General features: G+C 39.8%; 22 protein-coding genes and 1 pseudogene. 10 read left to right on the top strand and 13 right to left on the bottom strand.

Annotated elements, in window-relative coordinates; translation table 11 throughout:
• Positions 1-385 precede the first annotated feature (385 nt).
• The 3 genes and pseudogenes from FTU02_RS12515 (at position 386) to FTU02_RS16380 (ending at position 5150) form a co-directional block, all read left to right on the top strand.
• A complete protein-coding gene (locus tag FTU02_RS12515; RefSeq protein WP_180077302.1) occupies positions 386-1927 on the top strand; it encodes an outer membrane protein transport protein in 1542 nt (513 codons plus the stop codon).
• A gap of 305 nt (positions 1928-2232) precedes the next feature.
• Positions 2233-3405: an OmpP1/FadL family transporter gene (locus tag FTU02_RS12510; RefSeq protein WP_180157379.1), complete on the top strand. Its 1173-nt coding sequence runs from the start codon at positions 2233-2235 to the stop codon at positions 3403-3405.
• 354 nt (positions 3406-3759) lie between these two features.
• Positions 3760-5150, top strand: a pseudogene (locus tag FTU02_RS16380) (OmpP1/FadL family transporter).
• A 73-nt stretch (positions 5151-5223) separates the two neighbouring features.
• On the opposite strand, the gene thrH reads toward FTU02_RS16380, so the two are convergent.
• Entirely contained in the window at positions 5224-5841 is a 618-nt protein-coding gene (gene thrH / locus FTU02_RS12495; RefSeq protein ID WP_180085216.1) for a bifunctional phosphoserine phosphatase/homoserine phosphotransferase ThrH, read from the bottom strand.
• A gap of 199 nt (positions 5842-6040) precedes the next feature.
• Here thrH and FTU02_RS12490 point away from each other — a divergent pair, with 199 nt between their 5' ends.
• Both FTU02_RS12490 and FTU02_RS12485 read left to right on the top strand, forming a co-directional pair.
• The gene (locus FTU02_RS12490; protein WP_180110671.1) at positions 6041-6775 is read left to right on the top strand and encodes a phosphoadenylyl-sulfate reductase; all 735 of its coding nucleotides are present in this window, start codon (positions 6041-6043) and stop codon (positions 6773-6775) included.
• Positions 6776-6941: 166 nt separating this feature from the next.
• Positions 6942-8321 carry a wax ester/triacylglycerol synthase family O-acyltransferase gene (locus FTU02_RS12485; protein ID WP_180157372.1) on the top strand — a complete coding sequence of 460 codons (1380 nt, stop codon included), beginning with the start codon at positions 6942-6944 and terminating at the stop codon, positions 8319-8321.
• Between the two features lie 311 nt (positions 8322-8632).
• Here FTU02_RS12485 and FTU02_RS12480 read toward each other — a convergent pair whose 3' ends face one another.
• The 6 genes from FTU02_RS12480 to FTU02_RS12455 all read right to left on the bottom strand — a co-directional run bounded on the left by FTU02_RS12480 (position 8633) and on the right by FTU02_RS12455 (position 13398).
• On the bottom strand, positions 8633-8806 hold the full coding sequence (locus tag FTU02_RS12480) for a PA1571 family protein (RefSeq protein WP_168379036.1): 174 nt from the start codon (positions 8804-8806) through the stop codon (positions 8633-8635).
• 142 nt (positions 8807-8948) lie between these two features.
• On the bottom strand, positions 8949-10403 hold the full coding sequence (gene rng, locus FTU02_RS12475; RefSeq protein ID WP_180157370.1) for a ribonuclease G: 1455 nt from the start codon (positions 10401-10403) through the stop codon (positions 8949-8951).
• A 42-nt stretch (positions 10404-10445) separates the two neighbouring features.
• Positions 10446-11012 carry a Maf-like protein gene (locus FTU02_RS12470; RefSeq protein WP_180040412.1) on the bottom strand — a complete coding sequence of 189 codons (567 nt, stop codon included), beginning with the start codon at positions 11010-11012 and terminating at the stop codon, positions 10446-10448.
• Positions 11000-11491, bottom strand: a complete 492-nt coding sequence (mreD, locus tag FTU02_RS12465) for a rod shape-determining protein MreD (RefSeq protein ID WP_180133997.1) — start codon at positions 11489-11491, stop codon at positions 11000-11002. Before mreD ends, FTU02_RS12470 begins: the two co-directional genes overlap by 13 nt.
• Entirely contained in the window at positions 11478-12335 is an 858-nt protein-coding gene (gene mreC, locus FTU02_RS12460; RefSeq protein ID WP_180133996.1) for a rod shape-determining protein MreC, read from the bottom strand. Before mreC ends, mreD begins: the two co-directional genes overlap by 14 nt.
• A gap of 16 nt (positions 12336-12351) precedes the next feature.
• Positions 12352-13398, bottom strand: coding sequence for a rod shape-determining protein (locus FTU02_RS12455; RefSeq protein WP_078193300.1), 1047 nt, complete (start codon positions 13396-13398; stop codon positions 12352-12354).
• 133 nt (positions 13399-13531) lie between these two features.
• Between FTU02_RS12455 and gatC the strand changes: the two genes are divergently transcribed.
• Genes gatC through gatB form a run of 3 tightly spaced genes read left to right on the top strand, consistent with a single transcriptional unit; the run spans position 13532 to position 16851 of the window.
• Positions 13532-13846 (top strand): Asp-tRNA(Asn)/Glu-tRNA(Gln) amidotransferase subunit GatC, encoded by a 315-nt coding sequence (gene gatC, locus FTU02_RS12450; protein WP_078189985.1) that lies wholly within the window; start codon positions 13532-13534, stop codon positions 13844-13846.
• Between the two features lie 51 nt (positions 13847-13897).
• Positions 13898-15376 (top strand): Asp-tRNA(Asn)/Glu-tRNA(Gln) amidotransferase subunit GatA, encoded by a 1479-nt coding sequence (gatA, locus tag FTU02_RS12445; RefSeq protein WP_180157368.1) that lies wholly within the window; start codon positions 13898-13900, stop codon positions 15374-15376.
• On the top strand, positions 15376-16851 hold the full coding sequence (gene gatB, locus FTU02_RS12440; RefSeq protein WP_180157366.1) for an Asp-tRNA(Asn)/Glu-tRNA(Gln) amidotransferase subunit GatB: 1476 nt from the start codon (positions 15376-15378) through the stop codon (positions 16849-16851). Before gatA ends, gatB begins: the two co-directional genes overlap by 1 nt.
• A 31-nt stretch (positions 16852-16882) precedes the next feature.
• Here the strand turns inward: gatB and FTU02_RS16375 are convergent, their stop codons facing one another.
• Positions 16883-17410 carry a hypothetical protein gene (locus tag FTU02_RS16375; protein ID WP_257232781.1) on the bottom strand — a complete coding sequence of 176 codons (528 nt, stop codon included), beginning with the start codon at positions 17408-17410 and terminating at the stop codon, positions 16883-16885.
• Positions 17394-18056, bottom strand: a complete 663-nt coding sequence (locus FTU02_RS16370; RefSeq protein WP_257232780.1) for a hypothetical protein — start codon at positions 18054-18056, stop codon at positions 17394-17396. The genes FTU02_RS16375 and FTU02_RS16370 overlap by 17 nt, the downstream gene beginning before the upstream one ends.
• 336 nt (positions 18057-18392) lie before the next feature.
• On the opposite strand from FTU02_RS16370, the gene FTU02_RS12430 reads away from it, so the two are divergent.
• Together FTU02_RS12430 and FTU02_RS12425 are read left to right on the top strand one after the other, a co-directional pair.
• On the top strand, positions 18393-19010 hold the full coding sequence (locus FTU02_RS12430; RefSeq protein WP_180157364.1) for a hypothetical protein: 618 nt from the start codon (positions 18393-18395) through the stop codon (positions 19008-19010).
• 348 nt (positions 19011-19358) lie between these two features.
• On the top strand, positions 19359-19937 hold the full coding sequence (locus FTU02_RS12425) for a DJ-1/PfpI family protein (protein ID WP_180157362.1): 579 nt from the start codon (positions 19359-19361) through the stop codon (positions 19935-19937).
• Positions 19938-20044: 107 nt separating this feature from the next.
• Here the strand turns inward: FTU02_RS12425 and FTU02_RS12420 are convergent, their stop codons facing one another.
• The 4 genes from FTU02_RS12420 to FTU02_RS12405 form a co-directional block, all read right to left on the bottom strand.
• Positions 20045-20491, bottom strand: a complete 447-nt coding sequence (locus tag FTU02_RS12420; RefSeq protein WP_257223236.1) for a hypothetical protein — start codon at positions 20489-20491, stop codon at positions 20045-20047.
• A 147-nt stretch (positions 20492-20638) separates the two neighbouring features.
• Positions 20639-21484, bottom strand: a complete 846-nt coding sequence (locus FTU02_RS12415) for a hypothetical protein (RefSeq protein ID WP_180157360.1) — start codon at positions 21482-21484, stop codon at positions 20639-20641.
• A gap of 94 nt (positions 21485-21578) precedes the next feature.
• The gene (locus tag FTU02_RS12410; protein ID WP_180157358.1) at positions 21579-22550 is read right to left on the bottom strand and encodes a hypothetical protein; all 972 of its coding nucleotides are present in this window, start codon (positions 22548-22550) and stop codon (positions 21579-21581) included.
• A 248-nt stretch (positions 22551-22798) separates the two neighbouring features.
• The coding region (locus FTU02_RS12405; protein ID WP_218956189.1) for a BapA/Bap/LapF family large adhesin at positions 22799-24972 on the bottom strand (2174 nt) is incomplete at its 5' end.

Genomic DNA, 24972 nt, shown 5'->3' with positions numbered 1-24972 from the left:
AAGAATTGAATAGCTCTTTTAAATTCCCTAATCATCTATTTGTCAATGCAAAAAACGACACATGGCGTGGTCTATAAGGCCAAAAAAATCAATTTATGACTGCCCATATCAAAATATTTTCAATTATTTTTAGGTTTAGAAAATAATGCAGTAACTAAAAATATTAAATAATAATCAAAATGTTATATGTATTAATTAGTATATTTACTCTAAATAGTTCGTTTTTCAATCATATTTTTTAATCTAGAGCATTTACTCTTATTTTAATTGTGCTATTTTTGTCACATGGAGTAACAATTAAGCCCAAGAGTATTAAAAAGTTTTCCATAACGAATATATGCAGTAACCATAAAAATCAAATTCGTATCTCAAGGAATGACGAAGAATGAAATTAAAAACTTTAGCTACAGCCATGATTCTTGCTTCAGTTCCAATGACAGGTGCTTTTGCAGCAGCAATGGACCGTTCAGGCCAATCTATGTCTGCATTCTTACAACCAGGAAATTATTTTGAAGCAGGTATTTCAGTTCTAGACCCGACAGTATCTGGTAAAGAAGCTGGTGAAACAGCTACACGTCGTAATATTGAAGACATGGCTGATGATTATTACTTCCCTTCAGCCGCATTAAAACTACAATTAACTGATAAGTTTTCATTCGGTCTTCTATATGACCAACCATTTGGTGCCGCTGCTGAATATAAAGGTAACAATGCTTTTGTTTCACAAGCTTCTGACACGGTATTACCTCAACCACTATTAGACAGCATGGTTCGAAATGAAGTTACTCAAACTTTAAATCAACTTACAAGTACACAAATTGTAGGTTTAGCAGCGCAAGGCTTGCTTGCACAACAAGGTATGTCTCCAACTAACCCAGCTTATAATGCTACTTTACAAGCAACAGTGACAGGTATTATCACTCAAGCAGGTGGTAATGTTGATACAGCTGCTGCTGCAGTACGTCCACAAGTTGAAGCTGGGGCATTTATTCAAGGTCAACAGCAATTACAACAACGTTTAGATAATGCAGGTGTTGCTCTAGGCCAAGGAAATACAAAAGTTTCTGTAGACACTCAGAACTTAGCTTTTGTTTTTGGCTTCCAACCTACGCCAAATTGGAACATCTATGCTGGTCCTGTTTATCAAACAGTTAAAGGTAGCGTAAGCCTACGTGGTCAAGGCTATAGCATTTTTAATGGCTATGACTCAAACATTAAAGAAACTGGTGATCTTGGTTGGTTGGCAGGTGTTGCTTACCAAATTCCAGAAATTGCACTTAAAGCTTCTTTAACATATCGTTCTGAAATTGACCATGAAACGACAATTCGCGAAACAATTCCAACTGCTGGCGCGTTAACGCTACTTGGTCAAAACCCTGCAGATGTAGTTGGAGCTAAGGGCACTTCGACGATTACTACACCTCAGTCTGTAAACCTTGATTTCCAATCTGGTATCATGGCTGACACCGTTGCATTTGCAAACGTGCGTTGGGTTGAATGGTCAAATTTCGCAATTCGTCCATACCAATTTGGTTTAATGTCTGAAGCAGTTGGACAATTACCAGCAGTTAACCGTCCGAACGGCTTTAACTTAGTTGAATATTCTGAAGACCAAATTTCTGCAACAGTTGGTGTTGGTCGCAAACTTAGTGAACAATGGGCTGGTAACGTATCCGTAGGTTGGGACTCAGGCGCTGGTAACCCTGTATCAACACTTGGCCCTACTGAAGGTTACTGGAATGTCGGCTTAGGTTTACAATTTAGTCCAGCACCGAATTACTTCATTGCTGGTGGCGTGAAATACTTCATGCTCGGCGATGCAAAATCTCAAACAGCTGCTCAATTTGGTGAAGATAGCCGTATTGTTGGTGAATTTGAAGATAACGATGCTTGGGCATACGGTTTAAAAATCGGTTACCGCTTCTAATTTAAATATGATTCGGGCCATAGTTCGCTATGGCCCTAACTTTTTATTATTTCCCTATCTTGTTTGATCAAACAATAAACATTTAAATTTACTAAAACATTTATCAAAAACTAAGCTTTTTACTCTAATTTTTCATTTAAAAATCATAAAGATAATTATCAATCACTAGAATAAATACTCTAGTCATGCTCATTTTTTAACTTCCCTAGTTCAATTTTAGAGTAGCAACTCTTATTTACTGTTTTTCTATTTATGTTACTTTCCACACATTGAAATAACATCAAAAGTTACAAACAGGGAAAAGTATGCGCTTAAATCACCTTAGCTACGCAATTTTACTTACCGCTTTACCAACAGCATCATTATTTGCAGCGGGTCTAGATCGTTCAGGTCAGTCTATTTCAGCATTCTTACAACCTGGTAACTACGCAGAAGCTGGTATTTCTATTTTAGACCCTAAAGTAGAAGGTCAAGATTTACTGAAAAATAAAGTTGATGACATGGGTGAAGACTACTACTTCCCGTCAGCAGCAATTAAAGTACAAGCAACTGATAAGATTTCTTTAGGTTTGATCTATGATCAACCGTATGGTGCAGATGCAGCATACGACAGCAATTCACTTTTCTTCGGTTCAAACGGCACGGGTACAAGTGTTGAAGTTGATACACAAAACCTAACAGCGTTAATTGGTTACCAACCAACAGAGAACTGGAACTTCTATGCAGGTCCAGTATGGCAAACTGTTGAAGCAGATATCAAACTGCGTGGTTTAGCTTACCAAGGCCTTTCTGGTTATAACATTAAGGTTGCTGAAGAAGAAGCATATGGTTGGTTAGCAGGTTTCGCCTACTCTATTCCAGAAATTGCTTTAAAAGCTTCTGTAACTTACCGTTCAGAAATCAAGCATAAAGCAACTGGTGAAGAAACTTATACGCTTTCATCTCCTATGACTGTCGCTCCTGGTGTTATTCTACCTACAGGTACTACGATCGGTTTAGCTGACGCTCGTGTAGATGCAATTACACCGCAATCTGTAAACGTAGATCTACAAACGGGTATTGCTGCAAACACTTTAGCTTTTGCTAACCTTCGTTGGGTTCATTGGGATCAATTTGCAGTAACACCGCAAGCATTATTCCAACGTTCTGGCGGCAACAATTTAATTGATTATTCTGACGATCAGTACTCAATCACTACGGGTATTTCTCGTAAATTCAATGATAAATGGGCGGGTACAGCAGCTGTAGGTTATGACTCTGGTGCAGGCAACCCTGTAACAACACTTGGCCCAACTGAAGGCTACTGGAGTGTTGGTTTAGGCGGTCAATATAGTCCTGCTGAAAACTATTTCATTCAAGCTGGTGTGAAATACTTCTGGTTAGGAGATGCGAAAGCGCAAACTGGCGGTACAGTTGTTGGCGAATTCAAAGACAATACTGCACTAGGTTATGGCATGAAAATTGGCTATCGCTTCTAAGAATTAAAAATACCAAAAGCCCCTATATGGGGCTTTTTTTGCATGTGACCCATTTCACATAAAATATTTAGAATTTTACTTATTTTGCTTATTTTTCGAACAATTGATTTTATATCAATAATTTAATGGATATTTATTTTATATATTTAATAACAATAGTTTATCTAAAAATTATTAAAGTATTTATTCTAATTATTTAAAATCAACAGCTTTTTTTTACCCTAAGTTTAAATTTAGAGTCTTTACTCTTTTTTTTATTAGCTATTTTTTGGTGCAAGATATGATTAAAAAAATTACATATCTTTAAATTTTATTAACGCATTGAAGCGTTTTTTATACTAGGAAAGTAGAAAAATGAACTTAAAAGCATTAACAAGTGCCATTTTATTTGCCAGCGTACCTACGACCGGGGTGTTTGCCGCAGCAATGGATCGCTCTGGGCAGTCAATTTCTGCATTTTTACAACCGGGTAATTATTTTGAAGCAGGGATTTCAGTTTTAGATCCAAACGTCTCAGGTGTAGATATTAAAGGCCAAGCTACAGGTGATATGGCTGAGGACTATTATTTCCCAGCTGCTGCATTAAAAATTCAACTGAATGAGCATTTCTCATTTGGTTTAATTTATGATCAGCCTTTTGGTGCAGAGGCTAAATATAATTCAAATAGCGTCTTTTCAGCAAAATCTACTGATTCTGTCCTAGGTGCACTAGACCACAAAACAGTCGCTCAATTTAACAGTAAGGCCACTGAAGTTACTGGTCAAACTGAAGTGGATGTAAAAACACAAAACCTTTCTCTTTTATTTGGTTTTCAACCTAATGAGAATTGGAATTTTTACGCAGGACCGGTATACCAAACTGTTGAAGGTAAAGTAAGTCTGCGTGGTGAAGCTTACAGTATGATGTCTGGATATGATGCAAATATCAAAGAAGAAGGTGATCTTGGATGGCTAGCGGGTTTTGCATATCAAATTCCTGAAATTGCCTTAAAGGCATCCCTAACATATCGATCTGAAATCGAACATGAAGTAAATGCAACTGAGTCATTCCAATCAATTGATAACTTCACTGGCTTAAGTGCACCAATCTTAAACATTATGCTTGGTCATTGGGTGCCAAATTACCGAAAGAGCAACGTGATGCTGTAATTGCAGTAAGAAATGCATTAGTTGCATCTAATTCACTTCCAGAAGGTAAAACAAAAGTTACCACGCCACAATCGGTAAATTTAGATTTGCAATCTGGCATCATGGAAAACACTGTTGCCTTCGCAAATGTACGTTGGGTAGATTGGTCTAAATTTGCAATTAAACCTCATGAGTTTGGTATTAAAGCAGATATTTTAGGTTCTTTAGTTGCTGGTTCTAACGGTATCGTTGGCTACACAGATGGTTTTAACTTAGTCGACTATTCTAAGGATCAATGGTCTGTAAATGCAGGCGTTGGCCGTAAATTTAATGATCAATGGGCTGGTACAGTCATGGTCGGTTGGGACTCTGGTGCAGGTAACCCAGTGTCAACTTTAGGCCCAACCGAAGGTTACTGGAGCGCTGGCTTAGGTGGACAATTTAGTCCAACACCTCAATCGTTTATTCAAGCTGGTGTTAAATACTTCTGGTTGGGTGATGCGACTGCACAATCTGGTTCACACTCTGTCCCTGGTAATGAAACAGCTGCAAATGTTGCTAACTTTAAAGACAACGATGCAATCGGTTACAGCTTAAAAATCGGTTACCGTTTCTAAGTTGCTTTAAAAACTTTGGATTAAACAAGAAAGGGCGCTATAAGCGCCCTTTTCTATAACTTACTATTCAGAATTAAGCTGGAATATCCCGAATAGAAGCATTACGAATCGCTTCTTTCAGTGCAGCATAGCCATGAATTGGTGGAAACTGTGGAAATTCAGCAATCACATTGTCAGGCGCATCAAATAAGAAACCCGCATCTGCTTCACCAAGCATCGTCGTATCATTATAAGAATCACCTGCTGCAATCACTCGGAAGTTCAATCCATGTAATGCTTGAACGGCTTTACGTTTTTGATCAGGTTGACGAAGCTTATAAGCGCTAATCATACCATTTTCATCAGTTTCTAACTTGTGACAGAAAATCGTTGGCCAACCAAGTTGTTGCATTAATGGATGTGCAAACTCATAGAAAGTATCTGAAAGAATAATTAATTGAAAATGAGTACGCACCCACTCTACAAACTCTTTTGCACCTTCAAATGGCCCCATATCTGCGATTACATCTTGAATATCGTTTAAACCCAAACCGTGTTGTTTTAGAATATTTAAACGCTGAGTCATCAACACATCGTAATCTGGAATGTCACGAGTCGTTGCTTCAAGTTCTTTAATGCCTGTTTTTTTCGCAAAATTAATCCAAATTTCAGGTACTAAAACCCCTTCTAGATCTAAACAAACGACTTCCATGCACTCTACCCTCTGTTAAGTGAAAAAATTTTTCAATATCATAGCGGAAGAATAAAAAAATGCATTGTTCTTTTTTAAATCTATTTTTTTCATAAGTATCTATTTTTTAGTGATAAGTGTGTTTTAGCATTTCCATTAAAATAGTTCTGAAATAAATTAATATAGGTTTTAACGTTCCAAGCCTATAGCCAGGACATTCATGACTACCATCCCTACTATTGACCTTGTCGATGCACTTGCATCCGAATATGCAGATAAATCACCTTCTGAGATTATGAAACTTGCGCTAAGCCAGCAAGGTGAAGTTGCGATTTCCTTTTCTGGTGCAGAAGATGTTGTACTGATAGATCTTGCATCGAACTTAGGGATTCCATTTCGTGTATTTAGTTTAGATACCGGTCGCTTACACCCTGAAACTTACCAATTTTTAGATACTGTCCGTAAACATTATAAAATTGATATCGAAATCTGTTTCCCAGAAAGTGATGCGGTACAAAAACTAGTAACAGAAAAGGGCTTTTTTAGCTTCTATCAAGATGAACATAAAGAATGCTGTGGTATCCGCAAAGTACAACCTTTGCGTAAAAAACTAGCCACTTTAGATGGCTGGATCACTGGTCAACGTAAGGACCAAAGCCCAGGCACACGTAATGAAATTCCTGTAGTACAAGCTGACCCAAGTTTTTCAGGTCCGGGCAAGCAATTAATTAAATACAATCCCTTGGCAAACTGGTCTAGCGCTGATGTATGGAACTATATCCGTCTAATGGAAATTCCATATAATCCACTACACGAACGTGGCTTTATCTCGATTGGCTGTGAACCATGCACTCGACCTGTTTTACCGAATCAACACGAACGTGAAGGTCGCTGGTGGTGGGAAGATGCAACCCATAAAGAATGCGGCTTACACGCAGGCAACATGAAAAAATAAAGAGCACAAAACCACTGCACAGCAGTGGTTTTTTCAACGCATCGATACACATAATTCCGTATCATTTCAACGTAAAAACGCTATACTGCAAATGACAATTTAATAATTCTAACAATGCTACTCATACATGAGCAGCTGTAGAAATTGCAGTGAGGCAATCAACGCTATGCGTCCATTACATCCTATTGATTTCATATTCTTAAATTTAGAGAAACGGCAACAACCGATGCACGTAGGTGGCCTATTTTTATTTCAGATCCCTGACAATGCACCTGATACTTTTATTCAAGATTTAGTCGCAGATATTCGTAATTCAAAATCCATTCCTATTCCTCCTTTTAACAATAAACTCAATGGCTTCTTTTGGGATGAAGACGAAGAGTTTGATTTAGATCATCACTTCCGCCATATCGCACTGCCGCATCCCGGTCGTATTCGTGAACTTTTGACTTATATTTCTCAAGAACACAGTGCGCTGATTGACCGTGCAAAACCGCTTTGGACTTGCCATATTATTGAAGGCATTGAAGGCAATCGTTTTGCCATGTACTTCAAGATCCACCACGCGATGGTTGATGGCATTGCAGGTATGCGTTTAGTTGAAAAATCACTTTCGCATGACCCAGATGCTAAAAGTATTGTACCGCCATGGTGTGTGGAAGGCCCTCGTGCAAAACGCCTCAAACAGCCTAAAGTCAGTCGTATGAAAAGTTTGTTATCGACCATTAAGGGACAACTTGACTCAACTCCACGAGTTTTGTATGAACTATCACAAACTGTAATGAAAGATATGGGGCGTAACCCAGATTATGTATCTAGCTTCCAAGCGCCGAGTTCAATATTAAACCAACGGGTCAGTTCTTCACGTCGTTTCGCTGCTCAGTCTTTTGAATTTTCACGTTTGTCACATATTGCCAAGTCACTTGGTGTAACAATTAACGATATAGTGCTCGCAATTTGTTCAGGCGCATTACGTGAATATTTAATTACACAAAATGCTTTACCTAAAAAGCCATTAATTGCCATGGTGCCTGCATCAGTTCGTACCGATGATTCAGATATGTCAAACCGTATTACCATGATTTTGGCCAATCTTGGAACCCATAAAGAAGATCCGCTAGAACGCTTGAAGATTGTGCGTCGTAGTGTGCTCAATGCCAAAGAGCGCTTTAAGCGGATGAACTCGAATCAAATTTTAAACTACAGTGCTTTTGTTTACAGCGCAGCAGGTTTAAATATTGCATCAGGTTTTATGCCAAAACGTCAGGCCTTTAACTTGGTCATTTCTAATGTTCCCGGTCCACAAGAGCCGTTATATTGGAATGGTGCACGTTTAGAAGCGCTCTACCCTGCGTCCATTGTTTTGGATGGTCAAGCACTTAATATCACCATGACCAGCTATTTAGATAAGCTTGAAGTTGGTTTAACCGCATGTCGTAATGCGCTGCCAAAAATGCAAAATTTACTAACGCATTTGGAAGAAGAAATTCAACGATTTGAAACTATTGTGAACCAAGATTCCCCAAAGTTACAGGCGGTTAGCTAACCGCCTGCATCACAACTTAGTATCAGTTCATCAGCATCTTGAACCATACATAATGATAAAAACCCGTCTAAATTGAACAATCTAGACGGGTTTTTAATATTTGAACTTTGATTGATTTTTTGGAGCAATTTATGTGTATAAGCTAAAATTTAGGTGAACAAATCCGTTGTTATTGTTTAATTATGACTTGTAGATACGCACTGATAATTAAGTTTATTTTCCATTATTTATAAAATTTTAGCGCATTAAATATTTTAGAATTGCGCGTTAGCACTTTAACCCTCTGGATTACATTATTTATATTTCAATATTTAAGCTTTGATAGCTCGGCACTGTTTAAGTAACTGATGACAAGCAGAACGAATCATAGACGCTGTAATTTGAACTTCATTACCACGCTCATCCACGATATAACCTGAATGGATCGCTTTTGCTTCAACAACAGTTTTAAGACCACTTTTCATTACTGTTTTACTAACACCCATAGTACACCTCTTTTTGCTAAGCCATTTTCAAGTCCAATGCAGGAAAATGGCTTTGGCTATTTGATGTGTCTAGTATTCAAAATAACAGTTCAAAAGTAAAATCTCAGTTGTAACAAGTGTTTAACGATATTCTGTTACAATTTCAGCTCAGAATGATATCGTATTGCTCTTGCGTATATAAATTTTCCACTTGGAACTTGATCACACGGCTAATAAAGTGCTCTAAATCAGCTACCGCAGGTGCTTCAGCAGTTAACAATCGGTCAATCACCGATGGATGTGCCACCACAGTAAAACCACTTTGTGATTCATAAGCACGTGCATATCTCAAGATTTCACGGAAAATTTCATAGCAAACTGTTTCAGCCGTTTTCACATAACCACGCCCCTGACAGGTCGGGCAAGAATCACAAAGCAGATGCTCCAGAGATTCACGAGTGCGTTTACGCGTCATTTCCACCAAACCCAGCTCAGACACTTGAGTGATCTTGGTTTTTGCATGATCGCGCTCAAGCATTTTCTCAAACTGGCTCATCACTTCTTCACGATGATGTACTTCTTGCATATCAATGAAGTCAATAATGATAATCCCGCCCAAATTACGTAGACGGAGCTGACGTGCAATGACCTGTGTGGCTTCCATATTGGTTTTAAACACAGTGTCTTCAAGTGAACGACCACCAACATAGGAGCCAGTATTGACATCAATCGTGGTCATTGCTTCAGTTTGATCGATCATCAGATAACCGCCAGACTTAAGTGCTACACGTGTCTGTAAGGCTTTCTGAATATCTTCTTCGACATTGTACAAGTCAAAAATTGGACGCTCACCCGGATAATGCAGTAAGCGATTTTGCATGCTCGGTACAAATTCTTGGACAAACTCTTGCAATTTGCCATGCACTTCGCGTGAATCGACCTGAATTTTAGACGTATCTTCATTGGCCAAATCACGGATGACACGTTGTGGTAAAGGTAGCTCTTCAAAAATCAGAGAAGGTACGACAATACTGCGTTGTTTACGTTGAATGTATTCCCACAGTTTTGCTAAATAGGCCATGTCCTGCGCAATTTCACATTCAGGAATACCTTCGGCGGCAGTACGAACGATGACTGAACCCGGTAAGTTGTGTTCCTTTTGAATGCGTTCAATCATGCTACGCAAGCGATCACGTTCTTCTTCAGACTCAATGCGCTGTGAAACACCGGTATGACTGCCATATGGCATTAAAACGAGGTAACGGGAAGGAATAGAAAGATCAGTAGAAAGTCGTGCACCTTTGGTACCCAACATATCTTTCATGACTTGTACGGTGAGTACTTGCCCCGGTTGTAACAGCTCAAAAACGTTCGGGGTCGGTTGATTGCGCTGCCAGACCATATCATTGATATGTAAAAAAGCTGTTCTCGACAATCCAATATCGATAAAAGCAGCCTGCATACCCGGAAGCACACGAACAACTTTCCCTTTATAAATATTGCCCACTAACCCACGCTTCACGGTGCGTTCAACAAATAATTCATTGACCGTACCGTTTTGAATCAACGCCACCCGACATTCCATCGGTGTGACGTTAATCAACAACTCGTCAGACATATCAAAACTCAAAACATTATAAAAATTCTTGTGTTGCAGCAGTTAATTTAATGCCTTAACTGTCTGTAATAACTGTACGGTTTCATGCAAAGGCAGCCCAACGACATTGCTGTAGCTCCCTTCAATACAAGGAATATAGCGCGCAGCAATTCCTTGGATGGCGTAGGCTCCCGCCTTGCCGATTGGTTCACCTGTTGCCCAGTAGCTTTCCATGTCAGCTAGACTCAGCGTTTGAAATTCAACCTGTGTACGTACTACTATACTGTATATTTGATCTTTTGTACTGACACAAACACCTGAAAACACATCATGTTTTCGTCCAGAGATCATTTCCCACATAGAAAAAGCATGTGCTTTCGACGCTGGTTTTCCTAAAATGTGCTCATCTACGCCTAAACTGGTATCGGCGGCAATAACGATAGCATCAGGGAATTGTTGTTGTACTGCGCAAGCTTTAGCACGTGCTAAACGCTCTACATAATCCGCCACAGGTTCTCCTTCCAACACGGACTCATCAATATCTGGACTGAAAATGTCAAATTCCAGTCCCAATTGTTGCAATAGTTCGCGTCGTCGAGGAGAACTCGAAGCTAAAATTATATGCGCCATTTTCTCAGGAAGTAATACATGATTGGCCAAATGAGTAAGCTAGTAACAATTGGCTGCCAATGGCGAGCAAATGAAAACTGTGCCCCACCCATCACTTGAACAATCCACACAAACAGTAAATGCGCGAAAATTGCCATTGCAGCAATAATCCATAAATTACCAAATGTGAGGATACGACGTTCACGGGTCAAAAAGCGTGTCACAAATGCAATGACCACAAAACTCAGTGCGTTCATGCCAAATGGCGCATCAGTCAATAAGTCGGTAAAGAGACCTGTGGCAAATGCAAACCAAACACCGCACCATGTCGGCTGACAAAGTACCCAAAATAGCATGATCATCATCATGAATAATGGGCGCCAACCTGATAGGTCATAAGAAAGCGGATACACCATCAGCACGGATGCCAAAATGATGGAAAAGATAATCGGAAATAATGGGTCGCGCTCTGTATGACGACTAAGCTTAGCGAATGACATGCGGTTGCTCCATCGCTAAAGAATCGGAAAATAGCACAACCACATGATGACCACCTGCCAATTGGGCAGCAGGATTGATATCAATTTGGGCAAATTCACCGCTATTGTGACGACTGACTTTCGACACTGTACCCACCAAATAACCCGCTGGGAAATGTGCCCCTAGACCTGAGCTATAGACTTTTTCACCGACTTTGATATTCGCACTGGTTGGCACGTATTCCATCTTAAGTCGACCTAAGTCACCTGTACCCGTAACGATTGCACGCATACCGGTATGCTCCATACGCACGGATAAAGAGTGCTCTTTGTCTGAGAGCAACATGACACGGCTACTATGCGGGTAAACATTGATAATTTGCCCCATAATGCCCTTGTCATCGAGTACAGTTTGTCCCACTTTAAGCTGACTGCTGGCTCCGCGGTTAATCACAATAATATGACGTAAGGGATCAGCATCGGTACCAATGACTTCGGCAATCTCCATACGACCATCAATGATGAGTGGTGTATCGAGTAGTCCACGCAGTCGAGTATTTTCAGCAGAAAGTTCAGAAAGTTTCTGTAAACGGACTTGAGCCTGAATTAACTCTGCTTGCATCGCGGTATTTTCACGACGTAATTGAGCTTCAGACTTGGTTTGTTGATTCAGCCATTCTCGCGATAACACTGGATAGCTTGCTAGTGCATAAATTGGATTATATGCCGCATACAAGACGTCTCTGGCCGGTTGAATTACATGTGGCATGCGCCAATCAAAGAAAAGCACCACCAAGCATGTAATCACCGCAATGATAAATGAGCGAAAAGATGGCGGTTGTCTTGAAAACAGTTGCGTTTGCACCCGCCGAGTCCTTTTCTTAGCCTACAAATAACATATCATGATTAGGGTTATCGAAGAATTCGAGAACCTTACCGCCACCACGTGTAACACATGATAGTGGATCTTCTGCAACCACGACAGGAAGACCCGTTTCTTTTGCAAGAAGCTTATCAAGATTGCGAAGTAATGCACCGCCACCAGTCAACACAATACCGCGTTCTGCGATGTCTGAAGACAACTCAGGTGGCGTTTGCTCTAGTGCAGATTTAACCGCAGACACAATGTTTTGTAGTGGATCAGAAATCGCTTGAGTTACTTCGTCAGAAGTTACGGTAATCGCACGAGGTACACCTTCAGCCAAGTTACGACCACGGACTTCGATTTCCAAAGGTTTTGCACCTTCTTCTGGAAGCGCCATACCAACTTCTTTTTTGATGTTTTCTGCAGTGGTTTCACCAATCACACAACCATGTGCTTTACGCACGTAATTAATGATTTGTTCATCAAATACATCACCACCGATACGTAGTGAGTCTGCATAGACACAACCTTGAAGTGAAATGATCGCGATTTCAGTTGTACCACCACCAACATCGACAACCATCGAACCACAGGCTTGCTCAACAGGCATACCTGCACCAATTGCAGCAGCCATTGGCTCTTCAATTAAGCGAACTTCACGTGCACCTGCATTGTATACAGCTTCACGGATTGCACGGCGTTCCACCAACGTCGATTTACATGGCACACACACCACGACACGCGGTGCAGGTGGGAACAAACGTTTTTCGTGCACTTTGCCAATGAATTGATTCAACATCGTTTCAGTGACTTCAAAGTCAGCAATCACACCATCTTTCATTGGGCGAATCGCAGAAATATTTGCAGGTGTACGACCTAGCATTTGCTTCGCGTCAAGACCTACTGCGGCAACGATTTTTTGTGAACCACTGTGGCGAATTGCCACCACCGTCGGTTCATTTAATATAATGCCTCGTCCTGGCGCATAGATAAGTGTATTTGCAGTGCCTAAATCAATGGCAAGATCCGGCGAAAACAAGCCAATTAGTCGTTTTAGAATCACGGGGACGTTCTCAGTTAAACTTTTATATGGACGCAAGGTGGCAACTTTAACTAAATGTGATGATTTGAACAAGTCAATCGCTTATTATAAGCCACGATATTTTGAATTTTTTTAATACTGATTAGGTAATGTTATGTCTACATCGGATGCACAGCATTCTGCAGATCTAAATGCACAAACAGTTTCAGCGATTGCCCATCTGGCTCGATTGTCGCTAGATGAAGCGCAATCTGCTGACTATGCTCAAAGTTTAAATAAAATTTTAGGCATGATGGAAACCCTGAAAGGCATCGATACTGACGGTGTTGAACCACTAAAAAGTCCATTCGACAATCCACAGCCCTTACGTGAAGACGTGGTATCTGAGACCAATCATCGCGAAGCATATCAAGCAGTTGCTCCTGCCGTACAGGATGGCTTGTACCTTGTTCCGCGTGTGATTGAATAATTTTTATTCAGATCAACATTTTTTCAAATTAAACGTAAAGAAATATTTCTCATGACAGATTTACATCGCTTATCAATTCGTGAATTGTCTGAAGGTTTGGCTGGCGCTAAATTTTCTTCACGCGAATTGACTGAACACTATTTAAAACGCATTGAAAAAATCGATGCTCAAGTCAAGTCATACGTGACCGTGACTGCTGAACAAGCACTTGCGCAAGCAGATGCTGCAGATGCTTTACGCCGCGCAGGTGGTGCCTCTGTTTTAACAGGTGTACCCATTGCACATAAAGATATTTTCTGTACCCAAGGCATTAAAACCACTGCTGGTTCTAAAATGCTGGACAATTTTATCTCTCCTTACGACGCGACCGTTGTAGCGAAAGGTAAAGCTGCGGGCCTTGTCACTTTAGGTAAAGTGAACATGGACGAATTCGCCATGGGTTCGACCTCTGAAAATTCATTTTATGGCGCAACGGCTAACCCGTGGAACTTAAACCATGTTCCCGGTGGTTCTTCAGGCGGTTCTGCGGCAGCGGTAGCGGCTGATCTTGCTCCGTTCGCAACAGGTACAGATACAGGCGGTTCAATCCGTCAACCGGCGTCTTTCTGTGGTCTAACAGGCCTTAAACCGACTTACGGTCGTGTATCACGTTTCGGTATGATTGCGTATGCATCATCTTTAGACCAAGGCGGCCCGATGGCACGTTCGGCTGAAGATTGTGCTTACCTCATGAACGTGATGGCAGGTCATGACGCGAAAGATTCAACTTCGGTTGAAAAAGACGTAGACAACTATGTGGCGAACCTCAACGGCACATCGGTTAAAGGCTTACGCATTGGTATTCCGAAGCAATACTTCAATGTTGCAGGTTTAGATGCTGACGTGAAAGCACGTGTTGAAGAATCTCTGAAAAAATTGGAAGAGATGGGCGCAATCTTGGTTGAGATTGACCTGAACATGACTGAAAGCTACGTACCAACGTATTACTTGATCGCACCTGCTGAAGCATCGTCTAACTTATCTCGTTTCGACGGTGTACGTTATGGCTACCGTGCAGAAAATCCTGTGGATTTGATGGATCTTTACAAGCGTTCACGTTCGGAAGGTTTTGGTAAAGAAGTTCAGCAACGTATCTTGATTGGTACATACGCGCTTTCTGCGGGTTACTACGATGCTTATTATGTGAAAGCACAAAAAGTACGTCGTTTAATTCAACAAGACTTTTTAAAAGCATTTGAATCTGTAGACGTGATTGCTGCTCCTGCTGCGCCTACGACAGCGTATAAGATTGGTGCAAACCTTTCTCCTGTAGAAATGTACTTAGGCGACATCTACACCATCGCAGTGAACTTGGCAGGTCTGCCTGCGATTAACGCGCCTGTTGGTTTTGACAAAGACAACTTACCTGTTGGCTTACAGTTGATTGGCAACTACTGGTCAGAATCTCAATTGTTGTCTGTGGTGCATCAGTACCAACAAGCAACCAATTGGCATACACAACGCGCTGCAATTGCTGAGGAGAACGCATAATGGCTAAGAACGCTGCGAAACCAAAATCTAACCTGATTGATGGTTGGGAAGTCGTTATTGGTATCGAGATTCACACTCAGCTTGCGACCAATACCAAAATTTTCTCAGGTTCATCTACCACATTTGGTCAAGACCCAAATACACAAGCTAGCCTTGTAGATTTGGCAATGCCGGGCGTATTGCCAGTATTGAACAAAGAAGTAGTTGATCTTGCGATTCGCTTTGGTTTGGGTATCGATGCTTACATCGACCAAGCTTCTGTATTTGCACGTAAAAACTATTTCTACCCTGACTCTCCAAAAGGCTACCAAATCAGCCAAATGGACAACCCGATTGTGGGCTTGGGTCATATCGACATTCAACTTGAAGATGGTACGGTTAAGCGCATTGGCGTAACCCGTGCTCACCTTGAGGAAGATGCAGGTAAATCGATCCATGACCAATTTGAAGGTCAATCTGGTATCGATTTAAACCGTGCAGGCACACCTTTACTTGAGATTGTCTCTGAACCTGATATGCGTTCGGTTGAAGAAGCAGTTGCCTACATTAAAGCGATTCACACTTTAGTGCGTTGGTTAGGCATTTCTGACGGTAACATGGCAGAAGGTTCGTTCCGTGCGGACTGTAACGTGTCACTACGTCGTCCGGGTCAACCATTTGGTACGCGCTGCGAGTTGAAAAACTTGAACTCTTTCCGTTTCATTGAACAAGCGATCAATGTTGAAATTGAACGTCAAATGGAAATCTTGGAATGGGATGGCACCATCGACCAAGAAACACGTTTGTTCGATCCTGTGAAGATGGAAACGCGTTCTATGCGTTCGAAGGAAGAAGCGAACGATTACCGCTACTTCCCTGATCCTGACTTGTTACCTGTGATCATTGCAGACGAGCAAATTGAAGCGGCACGTGCTGCCCTTCCTGAGCTTCCTGCTGCACGTCGTGCACGCTTTGTGGCTGACTTTGGTGTGACTGAGTACGATGCACACGTGCTGACGCTTACTCGTGAAATGTCAGAGTTTTATGAAGAAGTCGTAAAAGCTGCTGGCGGTGCTTCACAAGGTAAAGTGTCTGCTAACTGGGTGATGGGTGAATTCTCAGGTGCTTTAAACAAAGCGGGCTTCGAGCTTCATGACTCTCCTGTATCTGCAGAACAGCTTGGTGGTATGATCGCGCGTATTGTGGACAACACCATTAACGGTAAGATTGCAAAGCAAGTGTTCGGCTTTATGTGGGAAGAAGGCAAAACTGCGGACGAGATTATTGCTGAAAAAGGCTTGAAACAGGAAACTGATACAGGCGCGATTGAAGCGATTATTAAAGACGTACTTGCTGCTAACGAGAAGATGGTTGAAGAGTATAAATCTGGTAAAGAGAAAGCTTTCAACGGTTTAGTTGGTCAAGTAATGAAAGCAGCGAAAGGTAAAGCCAACCCTGCTCAAGTGAATGAATTGATGAAGAAATTGATTGGTTAATACCAATTGATTTTGAAATAAAAAACCCGCTTTAGAGCGGGTTTTTTATTTTTTCAATAATTTCTTTAATGTTGGCATTAATCTCTTCTACATGATTAAAAAACTGTTCTGATAAGTTTTCTCTAGTAATTTTTGACTCAATGATTTTATGATCGGCTTCTGTTCTATCTTTTTGTAAAAGACGTACTGCTTTGGTTAATTTTTTTGAAGATCCTATTTTTTCTTCAAACAATCCTAATAACTCTAACTTACTAATATCTCGTCCTGATTCATATACAAAATCCTTATCTAAACAACCTTTATTCTTCCTAAGAAAATCTTTTAAAGTTTTCTGATTAATATTATCTGGCCCGACTAATTTAAAGAGTTCACTACAACTATCAAAATAAGATTTTTGAGTATTTTCGACTGGAGGACGGCAATAAATATTTTGTACTTTATTAAAAATCTTATTCTCAAACAGTGAATTTAATGACTCTAAGTTGTTAGTTAAGTCTGATAATTCATCAGTATAGTTCACCCATGCACCTTCATAATTTCTATTAAAGAATTTTTTCATAGGCTTCGTCATTAGGGAGAAAATCTAATTCATGGATATTAAGCTCGTGCGAATGCCAATATCTTTGTTCAAATTCACTCATGTTAGCCAAATCTTTATATATGGCAACAATGGCTGATTTTCCATTTGCTAATGTTTTTCTACCATGTCTAACATGGATATATCTTTCTTCAGGCGTTTCTTCAGAACAAATATAGATATGCCCACCTGATCTAGAATCATTGAGTTCATAATATTCAGGATAATCAAAATATCGAGCTAATACAGATTCATCAAAAAGTACCTGTGATAACTGATGAGCTCCTAGATATAATCTTTTCTTATACTCTGGAATACTTTTTCTAACTAAATCACTAGAGTAAAAAAATTCTTCTAGCATCTGCTTTGAAGGAAAATATATATGCACCTTAATCGGAGTAAATTCAAACTCTCTCGTTTCTGAGTCTATTGATATTTGAGACAATTCGACATTTGCATTGATAGTCCCATAATTATCAGCTACTAAATGTTCCATAGCCCCCATGACAATTGAATTATCAATTTCAATTTTATTTGCTATTTCCGAACTAGCTGTTCCACCAAATGATTTATTCCAATTTTCTATGGAAATTTTCGCTATTTTTCTCTTAATTATGTTCAAGTCCATTATCCCTACCTAGCTAATATGCTGATAAAATATTTTCTAAATATAATTGCTTAAACAGATAAAACACATCACATAACCAAACAAAATTATTTTCTATAGTAATGTTTAAAAACTTAGGACACTTCTAATTTTCAGATCTATTCTTTATGCGTGACTAATACCTTCATCCCCCGCCTTCTCCCAGAGGGAGAAGGAGCTTCCATTGCTAATTTAACACCGTTATGGATTCTGTAATAGAAATTACCTCTCTTTTAAAGAGAGGGTTAGGGAGAAGTAAATATTTAATTTTCATAAATTTAATAATAAAATCAGTCTAAACACTTAGACTAAAACAACATGACCATCAAAAAAGTATCCTCTATCGCCAAACTTGAAGACTTAGGACGCATCCAACTTTCAAAGTCTTTCTTTATGCGTGACTTTCTCTATAGTGAAATCGCAAACTGGTATGGTGTACCCAACTTCCCCGACCATCCCGAAAAAGCAATCTACACAGGTACACAACTGTGCGAGCAACTGCTCGAACCATTACAAGAAAAGTTTGGACGTATCGCTATTCGTTCCGCGTACCGTTCACCAAGCGTGAACCAAATCGGCAATGAAAAAGGACACAACTGCGCGAGCAATGAGAAAAACTTTGCGAGCCATATTTGGGACTATCCTGACGCAAAAGGCTACGGTGCAACGGCGTGTATTATCATTCCCTCACTCATCGATTTAATTGAAAAAGACCCAAATAATTGGAAACAGATTGCATATTGGATTCACAATCACCTGCCATACAGTCATCTAGAATTTTTTAAAAAAGAAAATACGTTTTGTGCATTCAATATCGGTTGGCATGAGAAACCACTTAAAGAGATCAATAGCTATGTCACAGGATCTAAAGGCAAGCTGAAAGTAACTCATGAACCAAATCTTGACTATGAAAAATTTTATCCTGATTTGCTGTGATTTATCCCTCTCCCAATGGGAGAGGGAGCTTTCAAAGTGAATAAATACTTAAACGATTTTTTGGATATCCCCCCCTCTCCTTTTAGGAGATAAGCAGCAGTGCTGCGCAAGGGAGAGGTAAATATTTAACTTTTTAAAACTTTGTGAAAAACACTAAAGTCATTAATAATTGATAACAGCTAGCCTACTAGACTCATCATAATTTGAACTATAACCATCCATAACTTTTTATAAATCTAAATAAAAATATACAACTAAAGAATTTACAGCCTGCTTAAAACTGTCATTTCAATATGCTAAGGTAAATGAAAAATTGATATAAATCATATTTCAACAGAGGGTTACATCATGTCAAAACAAATTCTTATGCTCGTGGGCGACTATGCTGAAGACTACGAAACAATGGTACCTTTTCAATTTTTAGTTGGTCTTGGTTATACCGTTCATGCCGTTTGTCCTGACAAAAAAGCTGGCGACAGCATTGCCACAGCCATTCATGATTTTGAAGGTGAACAAACTTATAGCGAAAAACGCGGTCATAACTTTGCGATTAACTATGACTTTGATGCAGTTAACTCAGATAACTATGTCGGCTTAGTGATTCCGGGTGGTCGTGCACCTGAATATTTACGTATGAATGCACGTGTGATTGAAATCGTACGCGAATTTGACGCAGCGAAAAAACCGATTGCAGCGGTTTGTCATGGTGCGCAAATTTTAGCAGCAGCCAATGTACTGAAAGGCCGTACATGTTCCGCTTATCCTGCATGTGCCGCCGAAGTTAAACTGGCTGGCGGTCAATATGCAGATATTGCAGTCACGGATGCAGTGACCGACGGTCATTTAGTTACTGCTCCTGCTTGGCCTGCTCACCCTGCGTGGATGGCGCAATTTGTTAAAGCATTAGGCGCGACGATTACCATTTAATGCTTGAGTCACGAAACTAAAACGCATGGATCATCATCCATTTAGGGTGAATCCATAAAAAATGCTCCTTGTATAAAAGGAGCATTTTTTATTTACTCAAAATAAAATTAACGAACCACACCTAACTTATTCCAAATTTCTGGGGTTAAAAATTTGGTCACCAATTTATTCAAATCGACATAACGCAGTACGCCTTGTAATTGTTGTTTAATTTCAGGCGTCTTTAATATTTCATCCCCAGTGATACTACCAAGCTCTTGAAAACTTTCGCCTACAGCCTGTAGACCGTCGGCTTTAATTACGGCCTGCGTTTGCGTAGAACATTGCTCAACCAAGATTCGCTGCATCACTTGAGCCAGATTTTTATCGAGTTGCGTTTTTTGCGCATCACTGACATTACTGTATTGTTTTAAATCTGGATGCGCTGCCAAGGCAGAAAAGGTCCATTGCAAAACCGTGGTTTTATCTGCGGCAGTGGTCGATTTCACTAAACATTGACTAAGCTGATCGACCGTCGGACTCGCTAAACTCACTTGCGTCGTCCCAAGCATCATGAGCGTCAATAAAGCTAAACCTGCAGGTCGTGAAAAACGTAGATGTAATTTTTTAGATAAACCGTAAGCCATAGACCAAACTCCCAAAACTTGAGTCACCTTTGTATCATGAAGTGCTGTATTTGCTGTTTGGTCTATGTAACGCAACTATTCATTTTTGCTAGTCGGTGCATAGATGAGATGATGAATCGTTGGCCTTCTATTCCAATACCAGTAAAAATGTCCATGGGTATCGAGCAAACTATGGGTGGTCAATGTCGATTTATTGCTATCACCTCGCCAACATGCAAGTGCTGCATTACGGTTATTATGTAGGTCAATAAACTCGGGATTTAAATATTTTGGTTTCGCAGGAATGTATAAAGCATCTCCCGGATTGACCCATAAATCTGCCAAGTAAATCTTGCCTAGATTTGGAAAATAGCGTCCTACTGAGATGACCAGTGGCAATTGATCCTGATCGGTCGCGCTAAAAATATGCGGAAAGTCGTGATGTTCTAAATCAGTAATGACAAATGGCGTTAAAGTTTTACCGCCATTTAAATTTGATGTTGCACTTTCATATGGCAAATAATGACCTGCCATCATGCCGTATTCATAATGAATCTCTGACAGTCGTTTTTGATTTGAATGAATCTGAATCGCTTCACCTGCCTGAACTAAGGTGATACCAAAAGCTGCCGCGGTTTCTTTGCTTGCCACCAATGGCATAAACTCGAAGTGTTGCCCTTCAAATTCAAGCTCCGTTTGCTCCCCCCAATTGGTAATTTTAGTCGAAATTTCAGAAGGAACCGCGTAGCCATTTCCCATCGTCATTTTCGCATTGGTAGTTGACTCGGTAATTAAATGAATCCCCGCCCCAAGTGACGCTAAATATGTTGGATGCCCTCGATCATTCAAAAAGAAGGGTGTTTGCTTGATATCAACTAAAATTTCTGTCAATTCACGGTCAAATAATGGTGCATTAAAATAAGTTTCATTTACTGAACTCATGGTTTTTCCTTATTATTTTTAAAACTTTATCTGAGTACATCATAGGATCAGGATAAAAGCCTATTTCCCCAAATGGCTTTTATCCTGTTGAAGTTTATTTCATACGATTCAACATATTTTTTGCCCCTGCGTGGTTATAGTTGGTCGCTAAGTTTTGTAGGATGCCTTTTGCTCTTGCATTGGCGTTTGGATAACTTTTGCTATATGCAGGCACTGACGTTAAGCATTTTGCAACGAGCATACCTGATTCAGCATAGGCTCTATTGGCATTTGCACCATTTAATTTGCCATAGCTATAAGCGCGCTGTGCATTATTACAAGCGGTGACTTGGTTTTTTCCGGCATTCAGGTCGCGTCGAGCATTCACATATAAACGCATTTGTATCTGCTGCGATGTTTCTGCAATTGGCTTCGCCACTGGTTTATTTTCAGGCTCTTTGGCTTTGGTTTCTTTTTTAGTCTCTACTTCTTTTTTTGCTTCATCTTTCGCATTGCTTTTTGTTGTCGTTGCTTTTGCTTTGCTTGGTGTGTCTTTCTTAGCTATGGTTTCTTCTTGTTTATTATAGTTTTTGCGACGTTCTTCAGGTCCAATGATTGCTGTATACAAACTGACTAAGCGGGTTTCAGAACGGTCATTTAATTTACGCTCTGAAACGGGTTCAATAGCAACCATCCAGCGCTGTCCATCTGCCTGACTACACTGAAATACACCTGTACCCTGTTTTATGCTGCTATAGGTCGCTAATAATTTACGACTCCATGCATTTTTGACTTGGTTCAAATTGCTTTTATTCAGTTGAATAAATTTGCCATTTTTGGCTTGGCAGTAACTGCTCATATTTTGCTTAGGTATGAGCGATTCTACTTCCACATTTTTCTTTTGTGGTCCCCAATCATAGACGTATTCTTTCGCCTTTCCATTTGAGCTATTTAGCTCTTTTTGATTGATCACTTCTTGTGGTGAAGCATAATGATTAAATGAATTTGGGTTTAAACTCTGCATGGTTGTACAACCATGTAATGCAAATCCAATACTCCCCACCCATAAAATTGCCTTTAAATTCACAGCAAAAATCTCAAAAAATTCACCCTTAAAAAATAGCGTAATTTAGTGCCTTCCACAATTTTATAATCTTGATTTTATTTATTATTTTTATAATTTTAATCACTAAAATCGCATACGTTTGAGATGTATACACATGTTGTTCATTTTAATTTGATGAGTTTCACATTTTATTTTGATCTAGCGGTGTTTATGAAGAAAATAAAAAAGAGCCTCCGAGGAGGCTCTTTTCTGATTGCTTAAATTCTATTTTAATAGAATATAAGTTGATTACTATCTAAAAGATCTTGCAGAGTAACATCAGTATTTTTCAAAATTACAAGACCTGTGTAATTACTTACACCAAATGTAGGTCCATCTAAATCAATACTTACTTTTACATCAGTACCAGATTGTTCAACTTGAATAAAGCCTCCAATATTTGCATCAGTTAGTGCAGTACTTGTATCACTGAATAAACCACGCAAATCCAACACGTCGCCTTCATTAAAATTATAATCCGCCCATGTATCATTGCCTAACAGGCTAGTATTACCACCAGCAGTTCCAGTTGACAACAAGTCATAAATTACAGTATCGGCGCCAGTACCTGTATTAAAGGTATCATCACCACTGGTACTATATTGAACTACTCCAGAATTATTCAATACTGGATTAATTGTAATAGAAGCACTATCAGTTGCACCTGTTGGGCTAATCAATGTGTAATTAATTACATCAGCAGACAAATTAGTCGTATCACCAGCTGCTTTTGCAGTATAGGTATAATCACCATTCCCTTTAACTTCAAAGTAACCTTTAGCTGTTTCATATGTAGTTGATTCATTGTAGCCAATAGTTACCCCTCCAACTAGAAGTTTAGTAAATGTTGTATCCAATGTATCTGTAGCTACACCATTATCAGCATAAATATTACCCGTAATGATCACTTGTGATGTACTGTCTGTATGCTCTCCATTGTATGTATAGGATGTCCCATCCAATACTGCAGTTACCTGAGATGCTGATGTAGCGGCCCCAAGTATATTTCCTGCAGCTTTAGTCACAGTGTAAGTTAACTCATAATTTCCAGCCGCTAAACTGCTCAAATCAATTGAGAATAAGTTACTGGCCGAAATGGTAGAGAGTGTTGCCGTTTTCACTACAGTATAAACATTAGAAGTGTTTGTACCTTGTGCACCAGAAATAGCTATTGCAACTCCATCCAATTTCAAACTATAGGTAATAGTAGTGGTTGCTGCCGAGGTCGCTAAAGCATTAGATAAACCTAAAGTACCTTTATTTACATCTCCTAGAGTAAATTGAATTGTGCCCGAATCACTTTGTGTAGCTGTGCTTGAGGCTACAGTCGAAACATCTGTTTGCTCATGTTCTTTGAACAAAACATTCTTCGCAACATTTACATCTAAATCGAATATGTCATTTTCAGCTGCCACAACACCAGTCACATCGTTACTACCAATATTGATAGTCAGCTGAGCTGTGTTATTGGTCGCATTAGTATCTGCTGGATCAGCAATTGTGTATTCAAAGACCTCTGTTTTACCCAAACTTTCAATTTTTGGATTTGCAGTATAAGTATAGGTACCATCTGCCTTAATATTTAATGTTCCGTATAAGCCCTGAATATTTACTCCATCAGTATCAACAGGTATCGCTACCCCACCAACTAGTTTGATCGTACTTACAACAGTATCCGCTAATACATTATCTGCTGTCGCACCGCCATCACCAGTGAGGACGTTACCTGTCGCTGTATCACTTGAGATCCCCAAATCTGTATCCGTTCCACTGATTGTCACACTTGGGAAAATACTTAATCCTACAGCACTATTAATTCCTAGATTAACACGGTATTGACCTTCCGGAAGATCCGTAACCGTACCAACTAAATTATTACCTAATAAGTTTAAGTTAATTAATGAATACTCGTCTTGAGTATTCCCAACTGCTACCCACTCATTATTTTCATACTTCTGAAGGACAATACTAAGTTGTTGACCCACACCTAAATTAATTCCACTGCTTACAGTAAAAGTTAAATTTTGCGTGTGGCCTTCTTCAACTGTAAATTGTGTTAATGGACTACCAAGATTTAAATTAGCTCCGAGTAAGCCAACCACAGCAAATGCAACGTTAGAAGTTGGTGTGATATTCGTTGTGATTGGTAGATGTTCAAGATTTATATTTGCATCTACTTCATCATTAATTGCGATTACATCGTTCACCGCTGGAATCACGATATCTGTTAACGCATCAATTCGCGTTTGGAAATCAGCTGCTTCTGCTGGGAAGTCGGCAACAATGCCATCTACCGCTGCTTGCGCTGCATCTTTCGCAGCTTGAGCATCAGCTAAGTCTTGCGTTAATGCATCAACCTCTGCTTGGCTCACAGCATTGTCTGCAATCGCATCTGCTAGCGCTT

Origin of the sequence: Acinetobacter sp. YH12045 (assembly GCF_013419925.1) — a bacterium.
GTDB classification, from domain to species: domain Bacteria; phylum Pseudomonadota; class Gammaproteobacteria; order Pseudomonadales; family Moraxellaceae; genus Acinetobacter; species Acinetobacter amyesii.
The sequence above is the reverse complement of the archived record's forward strand: the minus strand, read 5'-3'. Positions and strand labels throughout refer to the sequence as shown.